Source organism: Streptomyces sp. NPDC004542, from assembly GCF_040610035.1.
Lineage (GTDB): Bacteria > Actinomycetota > Actinomycetes > Streptomycetales > Streptomycetaceae > Streptomyces.
The window spans coordinates 229,820-253,693 of the sequence record NZ_JBEXLP010000001.1 but is presented as its reverse complement, the minus strand read 5'-3'; the positions used below and the strand labels follow the sequence as shown (position 1 = coordinate 253,693).

Sequence of the window (23,874 nt, the reverse complement as noted above, 5' to 3'; positions counted from 1 at the left end):
CGGCTCGTCCGACTCCACAGGAAATCGGAAAACACACGGGAGAGGGTTGAGCCGGGCCGTCCTGCCGTACGTATCGTCTTGGTGAGGGTCTCGGCACGGCGGGCGAGAGGCGGCTAGAGCGATGACTCACAGCATGCGAATGGACACACACAGCTCCTACCACGACGGCGGTCGCCGGGACTGGCGGGACGCCGCCGGCCACTACGCGCTCCTTCCGCTGCGCGTCTTCCTCGGCGTCACCTTCATCTACGCCGGTCTCGACAAACTGACCGACAGTGCCTTCATGAAGTCCGGCGGCGCCGGCTCGATCGGCGACACCATGCGCGCGGTCCGGGACTCCTCCGCCATCCCGGCCCTGGTCGACCTGGCCCTGAAGAACCCCGTCGGCTTCGGCTACGCCATCGCCCTCGGCGAGCTGGCCGTCGGCATCGGCGCCCTGCTCGGCCTGCTCACCCGCCTCGCCGCGCTCGGCGGGGCGCTGATCTCGCTCAGCCTGTGGCTGACGGTGAGCTGGGCCTCCGACCCGTACTACTACGGCAACGACCTCGCCTACCTGATGGCCTGGCTGCCCCTCGTCCTCGCCGGCGCGCCGTACCTCTCCCTGGACGCCGCCCTGCGCGCGAGGCGACGACAGCGGAGCGGGGGGCTGCGCTAGGGAGTTCCGGTCCCGGCTGCTCCGGCTGCTCCGGCCGCGTCCCGGGTGTCCCGCCCACCGCGCCGTCTGCGTACCGCCCGGGCCACCGTGCCCACCGCGCCGGCCAGGCACAGGCCGCCGACGACGACGGGTATGCCCGCGAACCACGGCGTGTCCCATGCGTCGCCCGCGTCCCCCGCGTACATCGCGCCCGCGACGGTGAGGAAGAGACCGGCGACCAGCCTTCCCGGCTGGAACTCATGACGCAGCACGGGTCACCTCCACCTGTCCCACACCGACCTGGACGTCGACGTCGATCGTGCCGCTGTTCCTGCCGCCCGTCCTCGGCGTCAGCGTCACGTCCTGGTGCCTGCCCGGTTCCACGTCCACGTCCTTCCTGTCGTCCCCCGGCAACCGGATGTCGCCCACACCCACGTCGATACTCAGCCGCACGGTCACGTCCGCCGGCGCGATCAGCTTCAACCGGCCCGCGCCGACCTCGGCCGCCGTCGCCAGCGTCCGCCCCTTGCCGGGCCGTACCCGGCTCAGGTCCAGGGTGCCGACGCCCGTACCGAGGTCGTAGGCGGGCCGCAGGTCACTCGCGGCCGCGGGCGTCCACGCCGTGCGTATCCAGTGGGTGGTGATGTTCTTGGGCACCACCGCCGTGCCGACCAGCAGCGCCGCCGTCACGATCGCCAGGAACACCGATCCGGCCCCCGTGCGCCCCAGGAAGGAGCTGACCGCGACACCCAGTCCGAGGACGACCAGCGCGCAGGCCAGGCCGGTCTGCAGGCTGGTGGCGAGCGGACGCTCCGACCATGTCGCCCCGGTGGCCAGCCCCCCGGCCAGCAGGGCCAGCAGGAAGACCCAGCCGCCGATCCAGCGCGGGCCGCGTGGCCTGGCCGGCTCGGTGCACCGGCCGCGTATGCCGTCGTAGGCGGTCCAGGAGTCGCCGCGGGCGATGTTGACCGCAGCCGCGACATCCCTGTCCCGGGTGTCACCCGGGCCCCACAGATAACCGGTCCCGCCGACGTGCGTGCCGTCCTTGACGATCGGATCGCGCCACCACGACGGGTAGGCGGCGGCGACCGGCGGGGCCTGGGCCTCCGGAGGGGCGTCGGCGACGGCCTGCGCGGCCAGCGGATCGGGATCGGGGGCGTCCCGCTGCCGCGACCAGTACCCGGCACCCGCGAGGAGCAGCGAGAGGACCACGGCGAAGGTGAGCACCCCGCCGTTCCTCAGCATGGACAGGAAGACCCCGCACCCCACCAGGGCGAACAGCACGGCCGCCAGCGCCTGCCCGTCCACCCGGCCGGTCAGCAGCTTGCGGACCTCGTTCTCCTCCTCGTCCTCGTACGGCGTGAAGAGCCAGGCGAAGCCGTAGAAGATGAGCCCGATCCCGCCCGCCGCGGCCAGCACCGCGAGCGTGATCCGGAAGATCACGGGATCCATGCCGGTGTGCCGCCCGAGCCCCGCGCACACGCCCGAGATCATCTTGTGCCGCCGGTCCCGCCGGAACCTGCCGGGCGCCTCGGCCGCGGCGGGCGCGGCATCCGTCGGCCCGGTGCCCCGGCCGGGGCTCGGGCCGGGGCCGGGTCCCGGACCCGTCGCGGCGTGGTGGTGATACGTCATGCGTCCATGGTGACGGCCGGGCCGCCGCGACGGCAGTCGGTACGACCCTGGGCGAACCCTGATATTCGGCCCTGAGACGGAACCCGTGACCTGTTCGACGACCGCCGGCGGGAAGATCAGGGCTGTCTCGGGGCCGGACCCTGATGCCCCGCTGCTCCGGCCGTGTGACCATCGTTGGCATGCCGGAAGCCGCAGCAGTGATCCACGACGACCCGCGGCCCCTGCGCAAGCTCTACCGCAGCAGCGACGGCCGCTGGCTCGGTGGCGTGGCGCGGGGCCTCGCCGGGCACCTCGGGCTGCCCGTGATCTGGGTGCGGCTCGTCTTCGTGGGCCTGTTCATGGCCGACGGCCTCGGCGCGCTGCTGTACGCGGCGTTCTGGTTCTTCGTCCCGCTCGGCGTCGGCGGCGTCGGCGGCCAGCGCCCGCCGTCCCTCGTCGGTACGGAGACCGCCCCGGACGGCCGGCGCAGACTCGTCGCCCGCAGACCGGACCGGGGACAGATCGTCGCCCTGCTCCTCATGGTCGTCGTGGCCGTGGTCTTCGTGGGCAGCGTCAACCTGGGCAGCGCGGCCAAGGCGTACCTGATACCCGCCGTCCTGGTCGGCGCGGGTGTCGCCCTCGTCTGGCGCCAGGCGGACAACGCCCGCCGGGCCCGCTGGGTCGAGGTCGGCAGACGCCGCCGCACCCTCACGCTGCTGCGCGCGGTCGCCGGCGTCCTGCTCGTCACCGCCGGTGTCTCCGGCATGTTCGTGCTGCAGGGCTCCGCCGCCCACCTCGGCTCCGTCCTCCAGGCCGCCCTCGCGGTCCTCGTCGGCATAACGCTGCTCGCCGGTCCCTACCTCGTCCGCATGACCCAGGACCTCTCCGAGGAGCGCCTGATGCGCATCCGCGCCCAGGAACGCGCCGAGGTCGCCGCCCACGTCCACGACTCCGTGCTGCACACCCTCACCCTGATCCAGCGCAACGCGGAGAACGCCGGCGAGGTGCGCCGCCTGGCCCGCGCCCAGGAACGCGACCTGCGCGCCTGGCTCTACAAACCCGAGGGCAACGGCAAGGACGAGGCGGACGAACCGGCCACCCTCGCCGAGGCGGTGAAGCGCAACGCCGCCGAGGTGGAGGACAAGCACGGCGTCCCCATCGAGGTCGTCGTGGTCGGCGACTGCCCGCTCGACGAACGGATCGGCGCCCAGATGCAGGCAGCGCGGGAAGCCATGGTGAATGCCGCCAAGTACGGTGGCGAGGGCGGCGCCGTGCAGGTCTACGCGGAAGTCGAGGGCAGGGCGGTCTTCGTGTCCGTCCGTGACCGAGGCCCGGGCTTCGACCTGGATTCGATACCCGCCGACCGCATGGGTGTCAGAGAATCGATCATCGGCCGTATGGAGCGCAACGGCGGCACGGCCCGGCTGCGGGCGGTGCCGGACGGCGGCACGGAGGTCGAGCTGGAGATGGAGAGGGCGGAGAAGACGTCATGAGCGACGCGACCGAGGCGAACGGCACGGCGGGGGCGGCGGGTGAGCGCCGGGTGCGCGTGGTCCTCGTCGACGACCACCGCATGTTCCGTACGGGCGTCCAGGCCGAGATCGGCCGGACCGAGGAGACCGGCGTCGAGGTCGTCGGCGAGGCCGCCGACGTCGACCAGGCGGTCTCGGTGATCACTGCGACCCGGCCCGAGGTGGTCCTCCTCGACGTCCACCTCCCCGGCGGCGGCGGGGTCGAAGTGCTGCGCCGCTGCGCCCCCTTGATGGCCGACGCCGAGCGGCCGGTCCGCTTCCTCGCCCTGTCCGTCTCGGACGCGGCCGAGGATGTGATCGGCGTGATCCGCGGCGGTGCCCGCGGGTACGTCACCAAGACGATCACCGGCACGGACCTCGTGGACTCCATCTTCCGGGTCCAGGAGGGCGACGCGGTCTTCTCCCCCCGGCTGGCGGGCTTCGTCCTCGACGCCTTCGCCTCCACGGACGCCCCGCCGGTCGACGAGGACCTCGACCGCCTCACCCAGCGCGAACGGGAGGTCCTGCGCCTCATCGCCCGCGGCTACGCCTACAAGGAGATCGCCAAGCAGCTGTTCATCTCCGTGAAGACCGTCGAGTCCCATGTGTCGGCGGTCCTGAGGAAGCTCCAGCTGTCCAACCGGCACGAACTGACGCGCTGGGCGACGGCGCGTCGGCTGGTGTGACGAGGCTCTGACGCCGTGCTTGCGGAGAGGGTGCCACGCTGATCGCGTCGGCGGCGATGACGCCCAGGGCATCCCCCCACGGCGAGGCCACTGACCGTCAGTCGACCGTCGAACGGATCGGGAAGGTGCTACGTGTGAACGTCACCGACGACGGGATCGGCGGCGCCGACGCCTCAGCCGGCAGCGGGCTGGGCGGACTGGCCAAACGCGTCGGCTCCGTCGACGGATCGTTCCGCGTCAGCAGCCCCGCCGGGGGCCCGACCACCGTCACCGTGGAGCTGCCGTGCGAGCTGTGATCGCCGAGGACTCGGTACTGCTGCGCGTGGGGCTCGTCAAGGTGCTCGAGATGGCGGGCTTCGAGATCGCGGCCGACGTGGGTGACGCGGACGCCCTGTTGACCGCGGTCGATCGGCACCGGCCCGAACTCGCCCTGGTCGACGTCCGGATGCCGCCCCGTTTCACCGACGAGGGGGTACGCGCCGCGCTGGTGATCCGCCACCAGTGGCCCCGGACGGCGGTGGTTCTGCTCTCGCAGTACGTGGAGGAGCGGTACGCGGCCGATCTGCTGACCGCCCACACCAGCGGCGTCGGCTATCTGCTCAAGCAACGCGTCGCCGACGTCGAGGAGTTCATCGCCGCGGTACGGCGGGTCGCGGACGGCGGTACGGCGCTGGATCCCGAGGTCGTCGCCCAGTTGCTGCTGCGCCGCCACAGCGACCCCCTGGAGCGGCTGACACCCCGTGAACGGGAGGTGCTGGCGCTGATGGCCGAGGGACGATCCAACGCGGGGATCGCCGGGGCACTGGTGGTCAGCGACAGCGCGGTCGCCAAACACATCAACAACATCTTCGCCAAACTCGACCTGTCCGCCGCCGACACCGACCACCGACGCGTCCTCGCCGTGCTGAGATTCCTCGGGGTGTCCCCGGCCTGACCGCACGGCGCGAAGGCGAGTTCGGACCACACCTCCTTGCCGAGGCCGTCACCGCGCCCGCCTGGGCCGCGTTCATCGCGTCGTCGGCCGTCACGCCACCCGCGTAGCCCCCGCGAACGGCATCTGGTCGACAGGCGCCAGCCGCACCGGTGCGGACGGGTTCGGGGCGTGGATCATCTGGCCGTTGCCTACGTAGATGCCGACGTGACTGATGCCGGAGTAGAAGAACACCAGGTCCCCGGGGGCGAGTTCGGAGCGGGTGACGCGGCGGCCCGCGTTGATCTGGGCGTAGGTCGTGCGTGGCAGGGCGATGCCCGCGGAGCGGTACGCGGCCTGGGCGAGGCCGGAGCAGTCGAAGGCGTTGGGGCCGGTCGCGCCCCAGACGTAGGGGCTGCCGAGCGCCCGGTAGGCGTAGGCGACGGCCGCCGCGGCGCGTGAGTTCGGGGCCCGGGTGTCCGGGGCCGGGGCGTGTCCGGCCGGGGCGTGTCCGGCAGGGGGCGGGACGCGGTCGCGCGGAGGCAGCAGGGACAGCAGCCGCCGGGCCTCGGCCAGCTTCGCGGTGACGGTCTTCTTCTGCCGCTCCAGCTCCGCCTGCCGGGATCTGAGCGAGGTCAGCTCGACCTGGGCGGCGCCCCGCAGCTGCTCGATCTCCCGCAGCCGGTTCCGTACCAGGGCCACGGCCCGCGCCTGCCGGTGTCCGGCCCGTTCGGCGAAGGCGGCGCCGTCCAGGTACTGGTCGGGGTCGTCGGACAGCGCCAGTCGCAGCGCCGGGTCGATGCCGCCGCCGCGGTACTGCGCCGTGGCGAGGGGACCGAGCGCGTCGCGGGCCGAGTTCAGCTTCTCCTGCTTGCGGGCGGCCTGGTCGCGCAGCGTGTCCAGCCGCCGCTGGGCCGAGTCGGCCTTCTCCTTCAAGCCGTTGTACTTCTCGGTGGCGACCTCCGCCTCCTGGTACAGCTTGTCGACCTTGGCCCTGACCTGGGCCGGTGAAAGCCGCGGTGCGGCGTGCCCGGTTCCGTCGAAGCCCGTCGCGGTGGCCGCGCCCGCCAGGGCGAGGGTGGCCGCCGTGCGTGCGGCGGTGCCGCCGATCGGGCGCTGTCTGGGCTTGCGGTGCGCTGCCACCTGGACCGTCACGTCCTCTCCGTAGGACCGCCGTGGGGGAGCGGTTCACGCGTCCGGTGGCGGCCCGCACAGGGGAGACGGGCCGCCGCCGGGCCTTCTCGGCGGTGGTGCCCGACTGCCGCCCCTGGCCCGGGCGGCGGTGGGGAGCCGGGCACCTGGGGGAGGACGCTAAACCCGGCTGTGACCGTCCGGTGACGCGATGTACGCAACTGACCTCACGGGAGCGCCGGGTGTTCGCACCTGACCGCGCTCCCGGCCCACAGTCGCCGCCTTCGGGCAGTGCGCTGACCGATGCGGCGGTTTCCCGGGCGGGCGGGAGCCGTGGGGTGCTATGAGGCGCATATGTGCGGCCCATTAGGCTCCGGCTTCATGGGCGTACTCATCCATCTCTTCGTCGGCCTGCACATCGTCGGCATCGCCGCGCTCCTCGGCGGCTTCCTGACCCAGATGAAGGCGATGGGACGCGGCGAGGCCCGCTTCGTCCCGGCCATGCTGCACGGCGCCTTCACCATGCTGGCCACCGGCGTGATCCTGGTCGGGCTCAACGAGGCCGACGGCCACCACGTCGACAACGTCAAGATCGGGGTGAAACTGGCCCTGCTGATCGTGATCCTCGGGCTCGTCTACGTCAAGCGGGACGAGGAGCGGGTGGACAAGGGCCTCTTCGGACTGGTCGGCCTGCTGACCACGGTGAACATCTTCATCGCCGTGCTGTGGACCTGACCGCGCCGACGGCGACCGCCAGCCACGCCGCCACCGAGACCCAGACCAGCACCACCCCCGGCCCCCGCAGCCACGGGATCCCCAGGGCGGTGCCGGCCGACAGCGTGGCCGCCGCCGTCATGCCCATCGGGAACACCGTCGACCAGCGGCGCACGTCGTAGCCCGGCCGCGGCCGCACCGCCTCCGCGACCAGCAGAACGGCGTACCAGGCCCCGTCCAGCACCAGCAGCGCGGCGGTCACCGCGCGCAGGACGCCCTGGTCGTCGCCGCTCCACAGGTACGGGCGGGTGCTGCCGACGGCGACCAGCCGCGCCCCGGCCAGTGCCGAGACGGCGAGCGCACCGCCCACGATCCACTGGTCCCCGGCACCCTCGAGCAGCTGCCGCGGATCGAACCGGGCCGCGGCGAGCCCGTAGAACACCAGCCCCAGCCAGAACAGCACGAGCGCCAGGTGCGCGAGCCACGCCGTGGCCGTCGCCCGGGCCAGCACGGCCCCCAGCGCGGCGATCGACTCCGTGGCCACACAGCCGAGGAACACCGCCCCCGGCATGCGCCGCTCCCACCGCCGCAGGACGTGGACCAGCAGCACCGGCCAGAGCGCGACCGCCAGCGCGAGCAGCGCCCCGGCCAGGACCTGCCGGCCCAGCAGCGCGAAACGGGTGCCCAGCACCGCCGTGGCGGCCACCGCGGTGAGCGCGCTCGGCGTCGGCGCCGCCCGCCGCTCTCGCAGCAGCCACAGGGCGAAGCCGGCCGCGAACCCCAGCCAGGCGGCGCAGGCCAGTCCCAGGGCGGCCTGGGACAGCACTGCGCGACCCGCCTGCTGGAGGGCCACCGACACGATCCCGGTCGCCATGACGGCGGCGCCGGCCGCCGGTGAACGCCGGGCCCACCGGGCCCATCGGACCCGCAGGGGCGAGGCGGTGCCGTGCATGGCCCGATGCTAGGGGCCCGGTGGCTCAGGCCGGCCGCACCACGCTGTGGATGATCGATTCGCCGGCGTAGTAGATCGACTCCTCCCGGACGTAGGCGCCGGGCTTGGGGGCGTGGATCATCATGCCGTTACCGATGTAGACGCCGACGTGGCTCACATCGTCGTAGAAGAAGATCAGATCACCGGGCTGGGCGTCAGCCAGGGAGACCGTGGTGCCCACATCGACCTGGTCGTAGGTGGTACGGGGCAGGCTGACGCCGGCGGCCTTCCACGCGGCCTGGGTGAGGCCGGAGCAGTCGTAGGAGTCGGGGCCGGTGGCGCCCCAGACGTACGGCTTGCCGATCTGGGCGCGGGCGAACGCGATCGCCTTCTCGGCCTTGGTGGCGTATGTGGAGGACGACGGGGCCGACGAGGACGACGTGGAGGTCGGGGAGGACGTGTCCGACGAGGAGCCGGCCGGGGCCGACGCGTCGGACGAGCCGCTGTCCTGCTGCTGGGCCTCCGCCTGCTTCTTCGCGAGTTCCGCCGCCTTGCGCGCGGCCTCCTCCCGCTGCTGCTTCTCGATCGCCGCGAGCCGCGCCTTCTCCTGCGCCGTCAGCGTGGACAGCAGCTCGCGCGCCGTGGCGAGCTTCTTCTGGACGGTCGACTTGGCGGCCTGCAGGTCGTGCTGCGAGTCGGTCAGCGTCGCGAGGCTCTCGGTGGCCTCCCGCCGCTTCTCCATGGTCGCGGACTGCTCGGTGACGTAGTCGTCGACCGCGGTCTTCTGCCGCTTGGTCAGCCGGCTCATCAGCTGGGCCTGGTCGAAGTAGTCCTGCGGGGTGTCCGCGAGCAGGAAGGTGGCGGTGTCGGGGAGGGTGGCCCCGGTCCGGTACTGGGCCGCGGCGAACGAACCCAGCTTCTCGCGCGCCTTGTTCAGCTTCTCCGTGCGCTTGGCCACTTCGTCGAGGAGCGTGTCGACGCGCCGGCGCTGCTTGCCGGTCGTCTCCTTGGCCGCGTTGTACTTCTCGGTCGCCGACTCCGCCTGCCGGTACAGGTCGTCGACCTTCTTCTCGACCTCCTCCAGGCTCGGCTTGCCGCCGTCGGCGGACGGGGCGGCGCCCGCCGTCTGGGAGAACAGGGCCACGGAGGTGAGGGCGGCGGTGGCGAGGGCGGGCTTGTGCAGGCCGGCGGGGCGGGACTTGCGGTGCGACGCCAACGGAGGCGACTCCTTCCAAGGTTCCGCCTACCGGGTTAGCTGTCGGGTTCGGGCGGGTGGTTCGGAAGGGTTGCCCTACGGCCGTCGTCCCCGTGGGGAAGGCGAACCGATTCACCCCAGGTCTCGGTGTGGGTCCCCGGCTCCGGCTGCCGCAAGGGGGCGCACCGGACTCGGCGGAGGCCGCGCGGCCCGGCGGGGTTCGCCGGTGAGGGTCGTGCGGCCTGGCGGAACGCTAGCCAACTCATGTGTCTCCTGTGAAGGTTGGTGCACGATATGTCCGATACATTTTCGTGACCCGAGACGGGCGTGTCGCTGTGGTGACCAGGCGGCTCCGCAGGGTGAGGGGAGCATTCCCCGAGGGGTCCGAGCTGTCCGAGGTGCTCGCCGGTGTGTCCCCGACGCGTCCTCGAGGCATCCGTCGGCCAAGTTCCGAGGGCGGCGGCCGGTTGTCGGTGGGGCGCCCTAGACTCGTAGAGCGATGAGCAGCCTCTTTGACGACAGCTTCCTGGCGGACCTCCAGGCCCCTCGCGGGCACGAGGAGGAACCCCCGCCACCGCCCGAGGACGATCACGCTCCGGAGCCGGTTCCGGACGATCTGTTCGGCGGGAAGTTCGACCTGCCGCCGGACCGGGACGCCTACTACCGGGACGGCGCCCACCGCCCGGCCGTCGACGCGGCCGCGCTCCTGGAGGGGCTGAACGAGAACCAGCGTGCCGCCGTCGTCCACTCCGGCTCCCCGCTGCTCATCGTGGCCGGCGCGGGCTCCGGCAAGACCCGCGTGCTCACCCACCGCATCGCCCACCTGCTCGGCGAGCGGGGGGTCCACCCGGGCCAGATCCTGGCGATCACCTTCACCAACAAGGCCGCCGGCGAGATGAAGGAGCGCGTCGAGCAGCTCGTCGGCCCGCGGGCGAACGCGATGTGGGTGATGACGTTCCACAGCGCGTGCGTGCGCATCCTGCGCCGGGAGAGCAAGAAGCTCGGCTTCACGTCGTCGTTCTCGATCTACGACGCCGCCGACTCCAAGCGCCTGATGGCCCTGGTCTGCCGCGACCTGGACCTCGACCCCAAGCGCTACCCGCCGAAGTCCTTCAGCGCCAAGATCTCCAACCTGAAGAACGAGCTGATCGACGAGGAGGACTTCGCCGCCCAGGCCGCCGACGGTTTCGAGAAGACCCTCGCCCAGGCCTACGCCCTCTACCAGTCCCGGCTGCGCGAGGCCAACGCCCTCGACTTCGACGACCTGATCATGACGACGGTCAACCTGCTCCGCGCCTTCCCGGACGTCGCCGAGCACTACCGCCGCCGCTTCCGCCACGTCCTCGTCGACGAGTACCAGGACACCAATCACGCCCAGTACGCCCTCGTGCGCGAGCTCGTCGGCAACGCCGCGCACCCGGTGGACGTGCCGCCCGGCCCGGACGACCTCCGGCCCGCCGAGCTGTGCGTGGTGGGTGACGCCGACCAGTCGATCTACGCCTTCCGCGGCGCGACCATCCGCAACATCCTCCAGTTCGAGGAGGACTACCCGGACGCGACGACGATCCTGCTGGAGCAGAACTACCGCTCCACCCAGACGATCCTGTCCGCGGCCAACGCCGTCATCGAGCGCAACGAGTCCCGCCGCCCCAAGAACCTGTGGACCAACGCGGGCGCGGGCGCCCGCATCACGGGCTATGTCGCCGACACCGAGCACGACGAGGCGCAGTTCGTCGCCGACGAGATAGACCGTCTCACGGACGCGGGCGAGGCCAAGGCGGGCGACGTCGCCGTCTTCTACCGCACCAACGCCCAGTCCCGTGTCTTCGAAGAGGTCTTCATCCGGGTCGGCCTGCCCTACAAGGTCGTCGGCGGTGTCCGCTTCTACGAGCGCAAGGAGGTCCGGGACGTCCTGGCCTACCTGCGCGTCCTGGCCAACCCCGAGGACTCGGTCCCGCTGCGCCGCATCCTCAACGTGCCCAAGCGCGGTATCGGCGAACGCGCCGAGGCGATGGTCGACGCCCTCGCCCAGCGGGAGAAGATCAGCTTCCCGCAGGCGCTGAAGCGGGTCGACGAGGCGTACGGCATGGCGGCGCGGTCGACGAACGCGGTCAAGCGGTTCAACGTGCTGATGGAGGAGCTCCGTACGATCGTCGAGTCCGGCGCGGGTCCGGCGACCGTCCTGGAAGCCGTCCTCGAACGCACCGGATACCTGGCCGAGTTGCAGGCCTCCACCGACCCGCAGGACGAGACCCGTATCGAAAACCTCCAGGAACTCGCGGCCGTGGCGCTGGAGTTCGAACAGGAACGCGGCGAGGGCGAGCCGGTGGGCCTGTCCGACTTCCTGGAGCAGGTCGCGCTGGTCGCCGACTCCGACCAGATCCCCGACGAGGAGGACGGTGACGGAGTCATCACGCTGATGACCCTGCACACCGCCAAGGGCCTGGAGTTCCCGGTGGTCTTCCTCACCGGCATGGAGGACGGCGTCTTCCCGCACATGCGCGCCCTCGGCCAGACCAAGGAGCTGGAGGAGGAGCGGCGTCTGGCGTACGTCGGCATCACGCGTGCGCGGGAGCGGTTGTACCTGACCCGGTCGGCGATGCGCAGCGCGTGGGGCCAGCCCTCGTACAACCCGCCCTCCCGCTTCCTGGAGGAGATTCCGCCCACGCACGTCGAGTGGAAGCGGAAGGGCGCGGCGGCCCCGATGCCCTCCGGACCGGCATCCGGGGTGGCGGCCTCGCTGTCCTCCAGCCGCTCGCGCTCCTCGGCGTCGGGTGCGTCGGGCTTCGCCACCCGCAGGACCTCGGAGAAGCCGGTGGTGGCGCTGGCCGTCGGGGACCGGGTGACGCACGACCAGTTCGGGCTCGGCACGGTCGTCGCGGTGAAGGGCACGGGCGCGAACGCGGAGGCGACGATCGACTTCGGCGACACCAAGCCGAAGCGGCTGCTGCTGCGGTACGCGCCGGTGGAGAAGCTGTAGGAAGCGCCGGAAGGCGCCGGCCGGGTTTCCGGGGGCCGCGGTGGGGCCTTCGGGAGCCTACGTCGGGTCGAGCCCGTGGCTGCGCAGCCACGGCAGCGGGTCTATGGCCGCCCCGCCGCCCGGCCGTACCTCGAAGTGCAGGTGCGGGCCGGTGGAGTTGCCGGAGTTCCCGGAATACGCGATCGGCTGCCCGGCTTTGACGACCGTGCCGGAGGGTACCCGGTAACTGGAGAGGTGGCAGTACCAGGTCTCCGTGCCGTCCTTCGCCGTCAGGATCAGCATGTTGCCGTAGGCGCTGTTCCACTCGGTCGTCACGGTGCCGTCGGTCGCCGCCATCACCGTCGTGCCGTACGCGACGGGGAAGTCGATCCCGGTGTGCACCGACATCCAGTTGACGCCCGCCTGGCCGAAGTAGGCGCTGAGGCCCTTCTGCATGACCGGAAGGACGTACTTGGGGCGCAGCCGTTCCTTGCGGGCCGCCTCCGCGGCCGCCTTCTTCTTCTCGGCCTCCTGCTGGGCCTTGAGGTCGATGCGCTCCTGCGTCCGGCTGGCCCGGTCGGCGAAGTCGTCGGCGCCGGCGGAGAGGGTCCTGAGCTGGGAGTCCAGTTTGCTGTTGGCGATGGACGGCTTCACCGCGTGCGCGTCCGAAGCGGTGGCCGTGGTGTCCTTGCCCCCGTCGTCGGTCAGGCCACCGACGGAGGCGGCGGCGATCCCGGCGACCCCCATCACGCAGACCGAGGGCACGGCGACGGTCAGCAGGGCGGAGCGCTTGGGGGGCGTACGGCGGCGGGAGCGGGCCGCGCCGCGGGAGCCCGCCCGGGGCGGGGCCGGGACGGTCTCCTCCTGGCCGTCGAGCAGGGGAGCGACGGTGGGCAGCTCGCCGGTCGCGGCCAACTCCTCCCCGTCCGCGACGTGTTCCTCTTCGCCGCCGTCCTCGTGCTCTTCGTGTTCGTCGTACTCCTGGTACTCCTGGTACTCCTCGTACTTTTCGTACTCCTGGTACGAGACCTGCTCGAAGGCGGCGGTCGCCTGCTGGTCGAGGGGCTGCTCGAAAGGCTCGGGCTGCTGCTCGAGTCCGGTGGCCGCGGCGGTGCCGTCGGAGTTCCACTGCGTCGCGTCGTACGCGCCGGTGTCGAAGGCCTGCGTGCCCCACTCCCACTGCTGGGTGAGTTCGGCGGGGGCCGCGGCCTGTTCGGGCTGGAGCCACGCGTTCGCGTCCCATTGGCCGCTGACGTCGGGGGACGTGGCCTGGTGCGGGATGCCGGCGAACTGCTGCTGCCCGGTCGTCCAGGCGGTGGCGTCGTAGGCGCCGGAGTCGTAGGCGGCGTGGTGCTGGGCCGCGTACGGGTCGTAGTGGGCACTCTGGCCGGTTCCGGTCGTCCACTGCGTGGTGTCGTACGCGCCGGTGGGGTGACCCTCGCCCGGGAGATTGCCGAAGAGCGGGTCGGAATCGAAGGTCGTGGTGGCGTGGGCACCGGTCTCGAAACCGGTGGCGCCGTAGCCGTCGTACGTGGTGAAGTCGCCGTACTGCGGTTCCTGACCGCCGTGGGCCGCGTAGTGCGCGGAGGCGGCTTCGGAAGCCGGAGCCGGGGTGGTCATGGCCCCCGACGGGTGACGGTCGTTCACCAACTTCTCTTTCGCCTCGACAACAGGGGCTGGCAGAGCAGTGCGGCGACTGTACCCGGCGGTACGCGGGCGCGACAATCTTCGGCCGGTTTCACGCTCGTGGGAAACGGGCATTCGGCCGTGTTTCGGGGGACGACGGGCGTGGGTTTGGCTTTATGTTCGAAGAACGTTCGATGTCGGACGGCTCTCCACCCGGCGACCGGGCCGCCGCGGGCGGCTGTTGCGCCGCCCGGCGTGCCGTGGCCACGCCCGGATCAAGAGGCGACCGTGAGGCCGTTCCGGCGCTCCGTGGTCCCCGCCGCCGGCCGTTCGCTGTCGAGGGCCTGCCGTATTCCGGCCGCGACGGCCGGATGCACCGGCAGCGCGAGATGCCCGATCCCGGTCACCGGGACGTTCAGCGCCATCAGGTCGGGATGGTCGATACGGGCGGTTTCCAGCGGGTCCATCAGGGAGTCGAGGTCGCTCCAGAAGCTGACGAAGTACGTGCGGCAGCCGGGCGCCGGCCGGGTGAGCTCCTCGATCAGCTCGGAGTCGGGACGCATCTGGCGCACGATCGGGTGCGCGTCTGCCAGCGGCACGACCCGGGTGCCGCCGTGCGGGCTGCCCAGCGTCACGAGCGTACGGACACGGAGGTCGCCGCCCAGCCGCTGCACGTAGTAGCGCGCGATCAGCCCGCCGAGGCTGTGGCCCACCACGTCGACCCGCGGGCTGCCGGTCCGCTCACAGACCTCCTCTACGCGCCGGCCCAGCAGCTCCGCCGCGGCGCGGATGTCCCGGGTCAGCGGGCAGTAGTTGAGCGACTCGATCCGGCGCCTGCCGTGCTGGAGGAGACTGCGGCGCAGCAGCATGAAGACCGAGCGGTTGTCCACGAAGCCGTGCAGCAGGACGACCGGGGGCCGCTCCTGGACCGGCAGCTCGGAGCCGCGGTCCGGTACCGCCACGACGGGGGAGCGGCGCTCCGGGAGGATGCCGGTCGGATACAGCAGCACGTGGCCCGCGAGGATCGCGGCTTCCAGGACGGTCGCCTTCAGGAGCGCCAGGGACAGGCCCGCGATGCCGTCCGGCACGAGGCGGCGGCAGAGCGGGAGTACGGGGCCCAGCGCCCTGGTGACCTTCATGGCCGGCCTCCTGTCGGCACGCCGGAGGACGGCTGTGCCCCCGTGTGCACTCATGGGGTGCCGCGAGGAGCACGGTCGACGGGGCGCGAGTGGCCCGGGGGAGAGACGTGAGGCGTACGGCGCCCACGGCGTCCTGCCTCAGCTGCCCAACGTGCCTTTCGCGACTCCGTGGACCACGCCGCGGCTCCCGAACGTGTCCCACCGTGTGATTTCCCCCTCGGTCAGCGCCGTGAAACTGGCGGGTGCGGGATCCTGTGGATAACGTTCGTTCACTTCTCGCTTCATGGAGGCAGTGATGGGTGTGGCAGCCGGTCCGATCCGCGTGGTGGTGGCCAAGCCGGGGCTCGACGGCCACGACCGCGGCGCCAAGGTGATCGCGCGGGCGCTGCGCGACGCCGGTATGGAGGTCATCTACACCGGCCTCCACCAGACACCGGAGCAGATCGTGGACACCGCGATCCAGGAGGACGCAGACGCGATCGGCCTGTCCATCCTCTCCGGTGCCCACAACACCCTCTTCTCGGCGGTCATCGACCTCCTCAAGGAGCGGGAGGCCGAGGACATCCTGGTCTTCGGCGGCGGCATCATCCCCGAGGCGGACATCGCACCCCTGAAGGAGAAGGGCGTCGCGGAGATCTTCACCCCCGGTGCGACCACGGCGTCGATCGTGCAGTGGGTCCGGGAGAACGTGCGCCAGCCCGCGGAGGCGTAGCGCCCGGGGCGGCTCACCCGGGCGGAGCGGCCGGCCGGACGTTCTCCGCGTCGCGACGCCCGGCACGTGCCCCCACCGCACCGAGGGCATCGGCCGCGCCCCGCTCGCCGCACCGGACGCCGCTCCTGGGCGCACTAGACCGCGCCCAGCTCCGCCGCCATCGCCGCGCGCAGCCGGAGCGTCGTGACGAGACGCTGGAACGCCTCCGCCCAGTAACCTCCGGCCCCCGGCGACGCGTCATCCGGCTCGTCCGGCACCGCCAGCAGCCCGTCCAGCCGCGCGGCCTCCGCCGGATCCAGGCACCGCTCGGCCAGGCCCATCACGCCACTGAAACTCCACGGATAACTCCCCGCGTCCCGAGCGATGTTCAGGGCGTCCACCACCGCCCGCCCGAGCGGCGCGGACCACGGCACCGCGCACATCCCGAGCAGCTGGAACGCCTCGGACAGCCCGTGCGTCGCGATGAACCCCGCCACCCACGCGGCACGTTCCTCCGCGTCCAGCGTGCCCAGCAGCTTGGCCCGCTCGGCCAGGGAGACCGCCCCGGGGCCGCCCGCCTCGGGCGCCGACGGCGGGCCGAGCAGCGCCCGGGACCAGTCGGCGTCCCGCTGCCGCACCGCAGCGCGACACCAGGCCGCGTGCAGCTCGCCCAGCCAGTCGTCCGCGACCGGCAGCGCCACGATCTCCTCAGGCGTGCGCCCCCCGAGCCGTGCCGGCCAGGTTCCGAGCGGTGCCGCTTCCACCAACTGGCCCAGCCACCACGACCTTTCTCCTCTGCCCGCAGGAGGTTTGGGCACTACACCGTCTCTCTCCATCCCCGTGTCGCACTCAAGCGGTGCCTCCACCACGATCGTCGCCGTGTCCCCCGTGTGATCGACGGCCACACAGGCCCCGGCCCGCACCGCCATCCGCGCGGCCAGCGCCGATCCCGGCAGCGCGGACAGCAACTCGGCGGCCGTCGCCCGCACATTGCGGCTGCGGTCGGCCAGCGCCTGCTCCAGGAAGGGCTCGTCCTCCGCGGCGAGCCCCGTGCGCAGCGAGTCCAGGAACATCAGCCGGTCCTCCGCGCGCTCCGTCGTCCACGTGGCCGCCAGCAGTTCGCGCCCGACCGCGGGCCAGCGCGCCCGGACCGCCGAGAGCAGCGCGACCCGCTCGGCGAACAGCCCCTCCTCCCAGAGCCGGCGCACCCCGTCGGTGTCGTCGGGGTCCGGCAGTGCCGCGCCGCCACCGGGTGCCGCGCGCAGGGCGAACCGCCAGTCCGGGTTCAGCCGGGCCAGCCACAGCGCCCGCGGCCCCGCGAACGCCAGCACGGCCGGCCGCAGGTCCGTACGGCCCCGGGCCGCGTCCAGCAGCGCGGGCAGCGCCTGCGGGGGCGGGGCGTAGCCACGCGCGTTCGCCGCCGCGAGCCACTGGGGCAGCAGCTCCATCAGGTCGGGCGAGGTGCTCCGGCGCCCGGTCCCGCCCACGCCCGGGCGGTCGGCCAGCAGCATCGCCAGCCTGCGCCCGGCCGGGGCGGGCAGCGCGGGGCGCGGGTCCTCGGGCGCCGGGTCCGGCCGCCGGGCCGCCGGCCCGGGACGCAGCCCGGCCCTGCGCCGTACGGTCTGCACCGCCGCCGCGTCCAGCAGTGCCACCGGCGCCTCCCGCCCGGGCGGTCCCCCGGCCGGCGGACGCCGGTCGGTACCGAGCAGCGCCGCGGTGACGAGCTCCTCCCAGGCGCCCGCGGGGGGCGCGTCCGCCGGAGCGGGGGTGCTGTCCATGGCGTGCCTCTCGGTCGGTGGGCGGTCCGGCGAAGCGGTCGGGGGCGTCCCCCGGGGCGCGGCGGCCGCGTGCGTGCGCCCGGTCAGCACAGCGCCACCGCCTCCCCGGCTCCCGCCGGCCAGGCCGTCAGGGGGGTGAAGCCCCGGTGGCCGCACTCGCCGAACACCGTGACGGGGGCGCCGCCCGACAGGGCGACGAGGCGCCACAGGCCCGGTCTCGAGCGGGCGGCGGGGGTGAGGGGGAGCGCCGAGTCGGCGTCGGCGTCCGCCAGCTGCCAGGAATCACCGGCCTGGGCCGGGACGACCCGGTCCAGCGTGACCGGAACCGCGTCCAGCCAGGGATCCTCCCGCAGCGCCTCGCCGTACCGCGCGGCCGCCTCGGCCGTGGTCAGACCCGGCGGCCGGACCGCCACGGGCGCGGGCGGGGCGAACCGCTCGCCCAGCGCCACCCGCGGCTGCCCGGGGCCCGGATACGCGGACACCTCGGCGTCCAGCGCCAGCCCGACCGGCAGCGCCGGCTCGGGGGCGCGGCCGGCCGCGCCGTACGACAGCAGCAGAGCCGTACGGCCCGACTCGGCGCCGTACAGCCATATCCGGCGCGTGGTCAGCTTCGGATCGGACGTGTCGTACTGGGCGAGGACGAGCCAGCGGTCGCGCAGCGGCGGGCCGTCCGCCGAGGCGGGCAGGCCGACGCGGGAGCGGACCGTCGCCGCGAGCCCGTCCGGGAGCCGCTCGCGGCCCAGCCAGCCCTCATCGAGCAGGTGCAGCAGCGCGCACTCCTCCAGCAGCCGCACCGGCCAGCCCGGCCCGGACGCCGGTATCGCCCCCAGCTCCCGCACCCGGGCGGCCAGCCCCGGCGCCTGGGCGTCGACCATGCGGGCCGCCGTCTCCTCCCACAACCCGTACCCCGCCTGCTCCGCCGAGGCGAGGCCGCCGCGCAGCAGATCGGCGAGCCGCTGCTCCAGCTCCGTGGCGCCCGCGGTCACCCGCTCGGCCCGGCGCTCCGCCCGGCGCCGCGCCGCCTCCGGATCGGCGGTGGCCGCCGAGCCCGCACCACCACTACCGCCGCCACCCGCCGGTTTCGCCTCCGCGCGCCTGCGCCTGCCCGAGATCCACTGCTCCGCCCAGTCCGGCGCCTGCGCCGTCCCCAGCACCGCGTCGTTCCCGCCCGCCCACAGCAGCAGCAGGCCGAGCGCGTGCTTGCACGGGAACTTCCGGCTCGGACAACTGCACTTGTACGCGGGCCCGGCCGCGTCCGCGATGTCGACGACCGTCTGATACGGCTTGCCGCCACTGCCCTTGCACAGCCCCCACACCGTCCCCTCGTCGGAACTGCCCGTGCCGGACCACGGCCCGGCCGCCCCGAGCTTGCTCCCCGCCTTGCGTGACGCGGCGTCAGGCGCCAGTGCCAGCACCTGCTCCGCGGTCCAGCGCACCCCCTGCTCAGTCATGCCACCGACGGTAGATCCCACCACTGACAATCGGCCCTGCGAGAGCGTCTGTGCAGGTCAGGGCGATTGTCAGTGGCGTGGTGCAGGGTTGGTGACAGATCCGAACCGGCCGAGCTGGAGGGGGCCTCAGCCATGTCTGTGTCCGTGGAACCGACGTCCGTGCAGGCGGGTGCGAAGCAGCCGGCCGAGGCGCTCAGGCCGCACGCCGAGGACGCCTTCGCGGCCGAACTCACCGCGCTGGCCGCGCAGGACGACCGCCCGCGCCCGGCCCGCTGGAAGCTGTCGCCGTGGGCGGTCGCCACGTATCTGCTCGGCGGCACGCTGCCGGACGGCACGGTGATCACACCGAAGTACGTGGGCCCGCGCCGCATCGTCGAGGTCGCCGTCACCACGCTCGCCACCGACCGCGCCCTGCTGCTGCTCGGCGTGCCTGGCACGGCCAAGACCTGGGTGTCCGAGCACCTGGCCGCCGCCGTCAGCGGCGACTCGACCCTGCTGGTGCAGGGCACGGCGGGCACCCCCGAGGAGGCCATCCGCTACGGCTGGAACTACGCGCGGTTGCTCGCCCACGGTCCCAGCCGCGACGCCCTCGTGCCCAGCCCGGTCATGCGGGCCATGGCCGAGGGCATGACGGCCCGCGTCGAGGAGCTGACCCGTATCCCGGCCGACGTGCAGGACACACTGATCACGATCCTGTCGGAGAAGACGCTGCCGATACCGGAGCTGGGGCAGGAGGTGCAGGCCGTCCGCGGGTTCAACCTCATCGCCACGGCCAACGACCGCGACCGGGGGGTCAACGACCTGTCCAGCGCCCTGCGCCGCCGCTTCAACACGGTGGTGCTGCCGCTGCCGGAGAACGCCGACGCCGAGGTCGGCATCGTCTCCCGCCGCGTCGACCAGATCGGCCGCTCCCTCGACCTGCCGGCGGTGCCCGACGGCATCGACGAGATCCGCCGCGTCGTGACCGTCTTCCGGGAACTGCGCGACGGCATCACCGCCGACGGCCGCACGAAGCTGAAGTCGCCCAGCGGCACGCTGTCCACGGCCGAGGCCATCTCGGTCGTGACCAATGGCCTCGCCCTGGCCGCGCACTTCGGCGACGGCGTGCTGCGGCCGGCCGACGTCGCCGCGGGCATCCTCGGTGCCGTCGTCCGTGACCCGGCGGCCGACCGCGTCATCTGGCAGGAGTACCTGGAGACGGTGGTCCGTGAGCGGGACGGCTGGAAGGACTTCTACCGGGCCTGCCGGGAGGTGAGCGCGTGAACCACTCGGCGCGGGCATCGGCTGCCGGACCGCTGCTGCTCGGCGTGCGACACCACGGGCCGGGCTCGGCGCGGGCGGTGCGGGCCGCGCTGGAGGCGGCCCGTCCGCGGGCGGTGCTGATCGAGGGGCCGCCCGAGGCTGACGCCCTGATCCCGTTGGCCGCCGACGACCGTATGCGGCCCCCGGTCGCGCTCCTCGCCCACGCCGTGGACGAGCCCGGCCGCTCGGCGTTCTGGCCACTGGCCGGGTTCTCCCCGGAGTGGGTGGCGATCCGCTGGGCCCTGGCCCACGGCGTACCGGCCCGCTTCATCGACCTGCCCGCCGCACACACGCTTGCCTGGGAGAGAGAGGAAGGAAGCGAAGAAGGAAGTAAAGAAGGGGGAGAGGAGGGGAGAGGAGCAGGGCAGGCCGACGGCGTCCGTCTCGACCCCCTCGCCGTCCTCGCCGAGGCCGGCGGTTACGACGACCCCGAGCGCTGGTGGGAGGACGCCGTGGAGCACCGGGGCGCGGGCGACCGCGACCCGCTCGCGCCGTTCGCCGCGCTCGAGGAGGCCATGGGGGCGCTGCGGGAGCGGTACGGCGTCGGCGGGCACGCCCGGGATCCGGTGCGGGAGGCGTACATGCGGCTCCAGGTGCGCGCCGCCCGGCGGGAGTTCGGGGACGAGGTGGCCGTGGTCTGCGGGGCGTGGCACGTGCCCGCGCTGCGGGAGAGGAGCGCCGTCACCGCGGACCGGGCGCTGCTGAAGGGACTGCCCAAGGTCAGGGCGGACATGACGTGGGTGCCGTGGACGCACCGCAGACTGGCCCGGGCCGGCGGGTACGGCGCGGGCATCGACTCGCCCGGCTGGTACGGACACCTGTTCACCGCTCCGGACCGGCCCGTGGAGCGGTGGCTGACCAGGGTCGCGGGGCTGTTGCGCGAGGAGGACCGGATCGTCTCCCCGGCCCATGTCATCGAGGCGGTGCGGCTGGCCGAGACGCTCGCCGCGATGCGCGGCCGCCCGCTGGCCGGCCTGAGCGAGACCACCGACGCGGTGCGCGCGGTGATGTGCGAGGGCTCGGACGTGCCGCTGGCCCTGGTGCACGACCGGCTGGTGGTCGGGGACGTACTGGGCGAGGTGCCCGAGGAGGCGCCCGCGGTGCCGTTGCAGCGCGACCTGGCCCGTCAGCAGCGGCGGCTGCGGCTCAGACCCGAGGCGCTGGAGCGGGAGCTGGAGCTCGACCTGCGCAAGGAGACCGACGCCGGACGGAGCCGGCTGCTGCACCGGCTGCGGCTGCTCGGCGTCGACTGGGGCGAACCGGCGGCCTCCCGGGGCGGCACGGGCACGTTCCGGGAGACCTGGCGGCTGCGCTGGGAGCCGGAGCTGTCCGTGCGGGTCGCCGAGGCCGGGGTGTGGGGCACGACCGTGGTCGCCGCCGCGACGGCCCGGGCCGAGGCGGACGCCCTGGCCGCCCGCTCCCTCGCCGACGTCACCGCCCTCGCCGAGCACTGCCTGCTCGCCGAACTGCCGGACGCCCTGCCCGTGGTGATGCGTGTGCTCGCCGACCGGGCCGCGCTGGACGCCGACGTCGGCCACCTGGCGCAGGCCCTGCCCGCCCTGGTCCGCTCCCTGCGCTACGGCGACGTGCGCGGCACCGGCACCCAGGCCCTCGCCGAGGTCGCCGGGGGCCTCGCCGAGCGGGTCTTCGTCGGCCTGCCCCCGGCCTGCGCCGCGCTGGACGCCGACGCGGCCGAGGAGATGCGCGGCCATGTGGACGCCGTGCACGGGGCGGTCGGCCTGCTCGCGGAGGCGGCCGTACCCCGACCGGGCGACCTGCGTCCGCGATGGCGCGCGGTGCTGCGGACCCTGTCCGCGCGGGACGCCGTTCCCGGGGTCGTACGGGGGCGTGCGGTGCGGATCCTGCTGGACGACGGCGAGCTGGGGCAGGACGCGGCGGCCCGGCTGATGGGGCTCGTGCTGTCGCCGGGGACGCCGCCCGCCGACGCAGCCGCGTGGATCGAGGGCTTCGTCGGCGGCGGTGGCGGGATGCTGCTGGTGCACGACGAGCGGCTGCTCGGCCTGGTCGACGCCTGGCTGACCGGGGTGCCCGCGGAGGCGTTCACGGACGTACTGCCTCTGCTGCGGCGCACGTTCTCGGCGTACGAGGCGGGCGTGCGCCGGACGCTCGGGGAGCTGGTGCGGCGCGGTCCGGGCACCGCGGGGAGGACGACGGCCGCCGGCCCGGGCCTGCCCGGCTTCGCGGCCGAGCTCGATCCGGACCGCGCGGACGCGGTGCTGCCGGTGGTGCGGCTGCTGCTGGGTCTGGGCGGGAACGGCACGGCCGGCGCGCCCGCCGACGACAACGACCTGATGGGGGTGGGCAGATGACGAACGGGCAGGCGCACGCCGACGACCCGGACCGGGAGCGGCTGCGGCGCTGGCGGCTGGTCCTCGGGGGAGACCCGGCCGACGGCACCGGATGCGCGCTGTCCGGGCGGGACGCGGCGATGGACGGGGCGCTGACCGCCCTCTACGGCAAGGGCGACCGGCCGCGGACGGGCCGGGACCGGGCGGCGGGGCTCGGAGCGTCGGCGCCGTCGGTGGCCCGCTGGCTCGGGGACATCCGCACGTACTTCCCCTCCTCCGTCGTCCAGGTCATGCAACGGGACGCCATCGACCGGCTGGGGCTGGCCACGCTGCTGCTCGAGCCGGAGATGCTGGAAGCGGTCGAGGCCGACGTGCACCTCGTCGGCACACTGCTCTCGCTCAACAAGGCCATGCCGGAGACGACGAGGCAGACGGCACGGGCGGTCGTGCGCAAGGTCGTCGAGGACCTGGAGAAGCGGCTCGCCACCCGCACCCGGGCCACCCTCACCGGCGCCCTCGACCGCAGCGCGCGGGTCAGCCGGCCGCGCCACCACGACATCGACTGGAACCGCACGATCGCGGCCAACCTCAAGCACTACCTGCCGCAGTACCGGACGGTCGTGCCGGAGCGGCTCATCGGCTACGGGCGTGCCGCGCAGTCGGTGAAGAAGGAGGTGGTCCTCTGCATCGACCAGTCCGGTTCGATGGCGGCGTCCGTCGTCCACGCGTCCGTGTTCGGGGCGGTGCTGGCCTCCATGCGGTCGATCAGCACGCGGCTCGTCGTGTTCGACACGGCCGTCGTCGACCTCACCGACCAGCTGGACGACCCGGTCGACGTGCTCTTCGGCACCCAGCTCGGCGGCGGTACGGACATCAACCGCGCGCTCGCCTACTGCCAGTCCCGGATCACCCGCCCCGCGGAGACGGTGGTCGTGCTGATCAGCGACCTCTACGAGGGAGGCATACGCGCGGAGATGCTCAAACGGGTCGCCGCGATGAAGGCGTCGGGGGTGCAGTTCGTGGCGCTGCTCGCGCTGTCGGACGAGGGGGCGCCCGCCTACGACCGGGAACACGCGGCCGCGCTCGCCGCGCTGGGGGCACCGGCGTTCGCCTGTACACCGGATCTGTTCCCTGAGGTGATGGCGGCGGCGATCGAGAAGCGCCCGCTTCCGGTGCCGGACGCGACGGCGTGACGCCGGACCCTCCGGATGCCGGTCAGCGGTGTCCTGCGCACGTTCGGTCCGGGGCGCGCGTGCGCAGGTAGTCGGCGAAGGCGGGTGCGAAGTCGTCGCAGAC

General features: G+C 73.3%; 19 protein-coding genes, 1 pseudogene and 1 riboswitch. Of the genes and pseudogenes, 11 read left to right on the top strand and 9 right to left on the bottom strand.

Translation table 11 applies throughout. The features are described 5' to 3' along the window. The first annotated feature begins 121 nt into the window (after window positions 1–121). The gene (locus tag ABZX30_RS01200; RefSeq protein ID WP_355927219.1) at window positions 122–655 is read left to right on the top strand and encodes a DoxX family protein; all 534 of its coding nucleotides are present in this window, start codon (window positions 122–124) and stop codon (window positions 653–655) included. Here ABZX30_RS01200 and ABZX30_RS01195 read toward each other — a convergent pair. Continuing rightward, a complete protein-coding gene (locus ABZX30_RS01195; RefSeq protein WP_355927218.1) occupies window positions 652–906 on the bottom strand; it encodes a hypothetical protein in 255 nt (84 codons plus the stop codon). The genes ABZX30_RS01200 and ABZX30_RS01195 overlap by 4 nt on opposite strands. Beyond that, window positions 893–2,266 (bottom strand): PspC domain-containing protein, encoded by a 1,374-nt coding sequence (locus tag ABZX30_RS01190; RefSeq protein ID WP_355927215.1) that lies wholly within the window; start codon window positions 2,264–2,266, stop codon window positions 893–895. Before ABZX30_RS01190 ends, ABZX30_RS01195 begins: the two co-directional genes overlap by 14 nt. A 179-nt stretch (window positions 2,267–2,445) precedes the next feature. Between ABZX30_RS01190 and ABZX30_RS01185 the strand changes: the two genes are divergently transcribed. The 4 genes and pseudogenes from ABZX30_RS01185 to ABZX30_RS01170 all read left to right on the top strand — a co-directional run bounded on the left by ABZX30_RS01185 (window position 2,446) and on the right by ABZX30_RS01170 (window position 5,376). Further along, on the top strand, window positions 2,446–3,738 hold the full coding sequence (locus tag ABZX30_RS01185) for a PspC domain-containing protein (protein ID WP_355927213.1): 1,293 nt from the start codon (window positions 2,446–2,448) through the stop codon (window positions 3,736–3,738). Next, entirely contained in the window at window positions 3,735–4,442 is a 708-nt protein-coding gene (locus ABZX30_RS01180) for a response regulator transcription factor (RefSeq protein ID WP_355927210.1), read from the top strand. The genes ABZX30_RS01185 and ABZX30_RS01180 overlap by 4 nt, the downstream gene beginning before the upstream one ends. Before the next feature lie 104 nt (window positions 4,443–4,546). Then, window positions 4,547–4,738, top strand: a pseudogene (locus ABZX30_RS01175) (sensor histidine kinase); the annotation flags it as partial. Further along, window positions 4,726–5,376, top strand: coding sequence for a response regulator transcription factor (locus tag ABZX30_RS01170; RefSeq protein WP_355927208.1), 651 nt, complete (start codon window positions 4,726–4,728; stop codon window positions 5,374–5,376). The pseudogene ABZX30_RS01175 and the gene ABZX30_RS01170, both read left to right, overlap by 13 nt. Before the next feature lie 90 nt (window positions 5,377–5,466). Here the strand turns inward: ABZX30_RS01170 and ABZX30_RS01165 are convergent, their stop codons facing one another. Continuing rightward, window positions 5,467–6,495: an NlpC/P60 family protein gene (locus ABZX30_RS01165; protein WP_355927379.1), complete on the bottom strand. Its 1,029-nt coding sequence runs from the start codon at window positions 6,493–6,495 to the stop codon at window positions 5,467–5,469. 369 nt (window positions 6,496–6,864) lie between these two features. On the opposite strand from ABZX30_RS01165, the gene ABZX30_RS01160 reads away from it, so the two are divergent. After that, window positions 6,865–7,218: a hypothetical protein gene (locus tag ABZX30_RS01160; RefSeq protein ID WP_355927205.1), complete on the top strand. Its 354-nt coding sequence runs from the start codon at window positions 6,865–6,867 to the stop codon at window positions 7,216–7,218. Here the strand turns inward: ABZX30_RS01160 and ABZX30_RS01155 are convergent. Further along, window positions 7,196–8,149, bottom strand: a complete 954-nt coding sequence (locus tag ABZX30_RS01155; RefSeq protein ID WP_355927204.1) for a tellurite resistance/C4-dicarboxylate transporter family protein — start codon at window positions 8,147–8,149, stop codon at window positions 7,196–7,198. The genes ABZX30_RS01160 and ABZX30_RS01155 overlap by 23 nt on opposite strands. A 25-nt stretch (window positions 8,150–8,174) precedes the next feature. Next, entirely contained in the window at window positions 8,175–9,344 is a 1,170-nt protein-coding gene (locus tag ABZX30_RS01150) for an NlpC/P60 family protein (RefSeq protein WP_355927202.1), read from the bottom strand. Between the two features lie 7 nt (window positions 9,345–9,351). Continuing rightward, a riboswitch (cyclic di-AMP (ydaO/yuaA leader) is annotated at window positions 9,352–9,530 on the bottom strand. 292 nt (window positions 9,531–9,822) lie between these two features. Here ABZX30_RS01150 and pcrA point away from each other — a divergent pair. After that, a complete protein-coding gene (gene pcrA / locus ABZX30_RS01145) occupies window positions 9,823–12,303 on the top strand; it encodes a DNA helicase PcrA (RefSeq protein WP_355927199.1) in 2,481 nt (826 codons plus the stop codon). Window positions 12,304–12,360: 57 nt separating this feature from the next. Here pcrA and ABZX30_RS01140 read toward each other — a convergent pair whose 3' ends face one another. Then, on the bottom strand, window positions 12,361–13,929 hold the full coding sequence (locus ABZX30_RS01140; protein WP_355927196.1) for a M23 family metallopeptidase: 1,569 nt from the start codon (window positions 13,927–13,929) through the stop codon (window positions 12,361–12,363). A 254-nt stretch (window positions 13,930–14,183) separates the two neighbouring features. Beyond that, a complete protein-coding gene (locus tag ABZX30_RS01135) occupies window positions 14,184–15,047 on the bottom strand; it encodes an alpha/beta fold hydrolase (RefSeq protein ID WP_355927193.1) in 864 nt (287 codons plus the stop codon). A 295-nt stretch (window positions 15,048–15,342) separates the two neighbouring features. Between ABZX30_RS01135 and ABZX30_RS01130 the strand changes: the two genes are divergently transcribed. Further along, window positions 15,343–15,759, top strand: a complete 417-nt coding sequence (locus tag ABZX30_RS01130) for a cobalamin B12-binding domain-containing protein (protein ID WP_355927191.1) — start codon at window positions 15,343–15,345, stop codon at window positions 15,757–15,759. Window positions 15,760–15,893: 134 nt separating this feature from the next. On the opposite strand, the gene ABZX30_RS01125 is transcribed toward ABZX30_RS01130, so the two are convergent. Both ABZX30_RS01125 and ABZX30_RS01120 read right to left on the bottom strand, forming a co-directional pair. Further along, complete coding sequence (locus ABZX30_RS01125) at window positions 15,894–17,516, bottom strand: DUF5691 domain-containing protein (RefSeq protein ID WP_355927190.1); 1,623 nt, start codon at window positions 17,514–17,516, stop codon at window positions 15,894–15,896. Between the two features lie 83 nt (window positions 17,517–17,599). Then, window positions 17,600–18,967, bottom strand: coding sequence for an SWIM zinc finger family protein (locus ABZX30_RS01120; protein WP_355927187.1), 1,368 nt, complete (start codon window positions 18,965–18,967; stop codon window positions 17,600–17,602). A 132-nt stretch (window positions 18,968–19,099) separates the two neighbouring features. On the opposite strand from ABZX30_RS01120, the gene ABZX30_RS01115 reads away from it, so the two are divergent. From ABZX30_RS01115 to ABZX30_RS01105, 3 genes are read left to right on the top strand one after another with little or no spacing between them, the layout of a single operon-like run. Further along, a complete protein-coding gene (locus tag ABZX30_RS01115) occupies window positions 19,100–20,230 on the top strand; it encodes an AAA family ATPase (RefSeq protein WP_355927185.1) in 1,131 nt (376 codons plus the stop codon). Continuing rightward, window positions 20,227–22,599, top strand: coding sequence for a DUF5682 family protein (locus ABZX30_RS01110; protein WP_355927183.1), 2,373 nt, complete (start codon window positions 20,227–20,229; stop codon window positions 22,597–22,599). The genes ABZX30_RS01115 and ABZX30_RS01110 overlap by 4 nt, the downstream gene beginning before the upstream one ends. Continuing rightward, the gene (locus ABZX30_RS01105) at window positions 22,596–23,771 is read left to right on the top strand and encodes a VWA domain-containing protein (protein ID WP_355927181.1); all 1,176 of its coding nucleotides are present in this window, start codon (window positions 22,596–22,598) and stop codon (window positions 23,769–23,771) included. Before ABZX30_RS01110 ends, ABZX30_RS01105 begins: the two co-directional genes overlap by 4 nt. Window positions 23,772–23,874 lie beyond the last annotated feature (103 nt).

Coding starts and splice junctions, on each gene's coding strand:
- ABZX30_RS01190 (WP_355927215.1), bottom strand. CDS start 2,266: ATGACGTATCACCACCACGCCGCGACGGGTCCGGGACCCGGCCCCGGC.
- ABZX30_RS01155 (WP_355927204.1), bottom strand. CDS start 8,149: ATGCACGGCACCGCCTCGCCCCTGCGGGTCCGATGGGCCCGGTGGGCC.
- ABZX30_RS01185 (WP_355927213.1), top strand. CDS start 2,446: ATGCCGGAAGCCGCAGCAGTGATCCACGACGACCCGCGGCCCCTGCGC.
- ABZX30_RS01180 (WP_355927210.1), top strand. CDS start 3,735: ATGAGCGACGCGACCGAGGCGAACGGCACGGCGGGGGCGGCGGGTGAG.
- ABZX30_RS01160 (WP_355927205.1), top strand. CDS start 6,865: ATGGGCGTACTCATCCATCTCTTCGTCGGCCTGCACATCGTCGGCATC.
- ABZX30_RS01115 (WP_355927185.1), top strand. CDS start 19,100: ATGTCTGTGTCCGTGGAACCGACGTCCGTGCAGGCGGGTGCGAAGCAG.
- ABZX30_RS01130 (WP_355927191.1), top strand. CDS start 15,343: ATGGGTGTGGCAGCCGGTCCGATCCGCGTGGTGGTGGCCAAGCCGGGG.
- pcrA (WP_355927199.1), top strand. CDS start 9,823: ATGAGCAGCCTCTTTGACGACAGCTTCCTGGCGGACCTCCAGGCCCCT.
- ABZX30_RS01200 (WP_355927219.1), top strand. CDS start 122: ATGACTCACAGCATGCGAATGGACACACACAGCTCCTACCACGACGGC.
- ABZX30_RS01105 (WP_355927181.1), top strand. CDS start 22,596: ATGACGAACGGGCAGGCGCACGCCGACGACCCGGACCGGGAGCGGCTG.
- ABZX30_RS01125 (WP_355927190.1), bottom strand. CDS start 17,516: ATGGACAGCACCCCCGCTCCGGCGGACGCGCCCCCCGCGGGCGCCTGG.
- ABZX30_RS01120 (WP_355927187.1), bottom strand. CDS start 18,967: ATGACTGAGCAGGGGGTGCGCTGGACCGCGGAGCAGGTGCTGGCACTG.
- ABZX30_RS01135 (WP_355927193.1), bottom strand. CDS start 15,047: ATGAAGGTCACCAGGGCGCTGGGCCCCGTACTCCCGCTCTGCCGCCGC.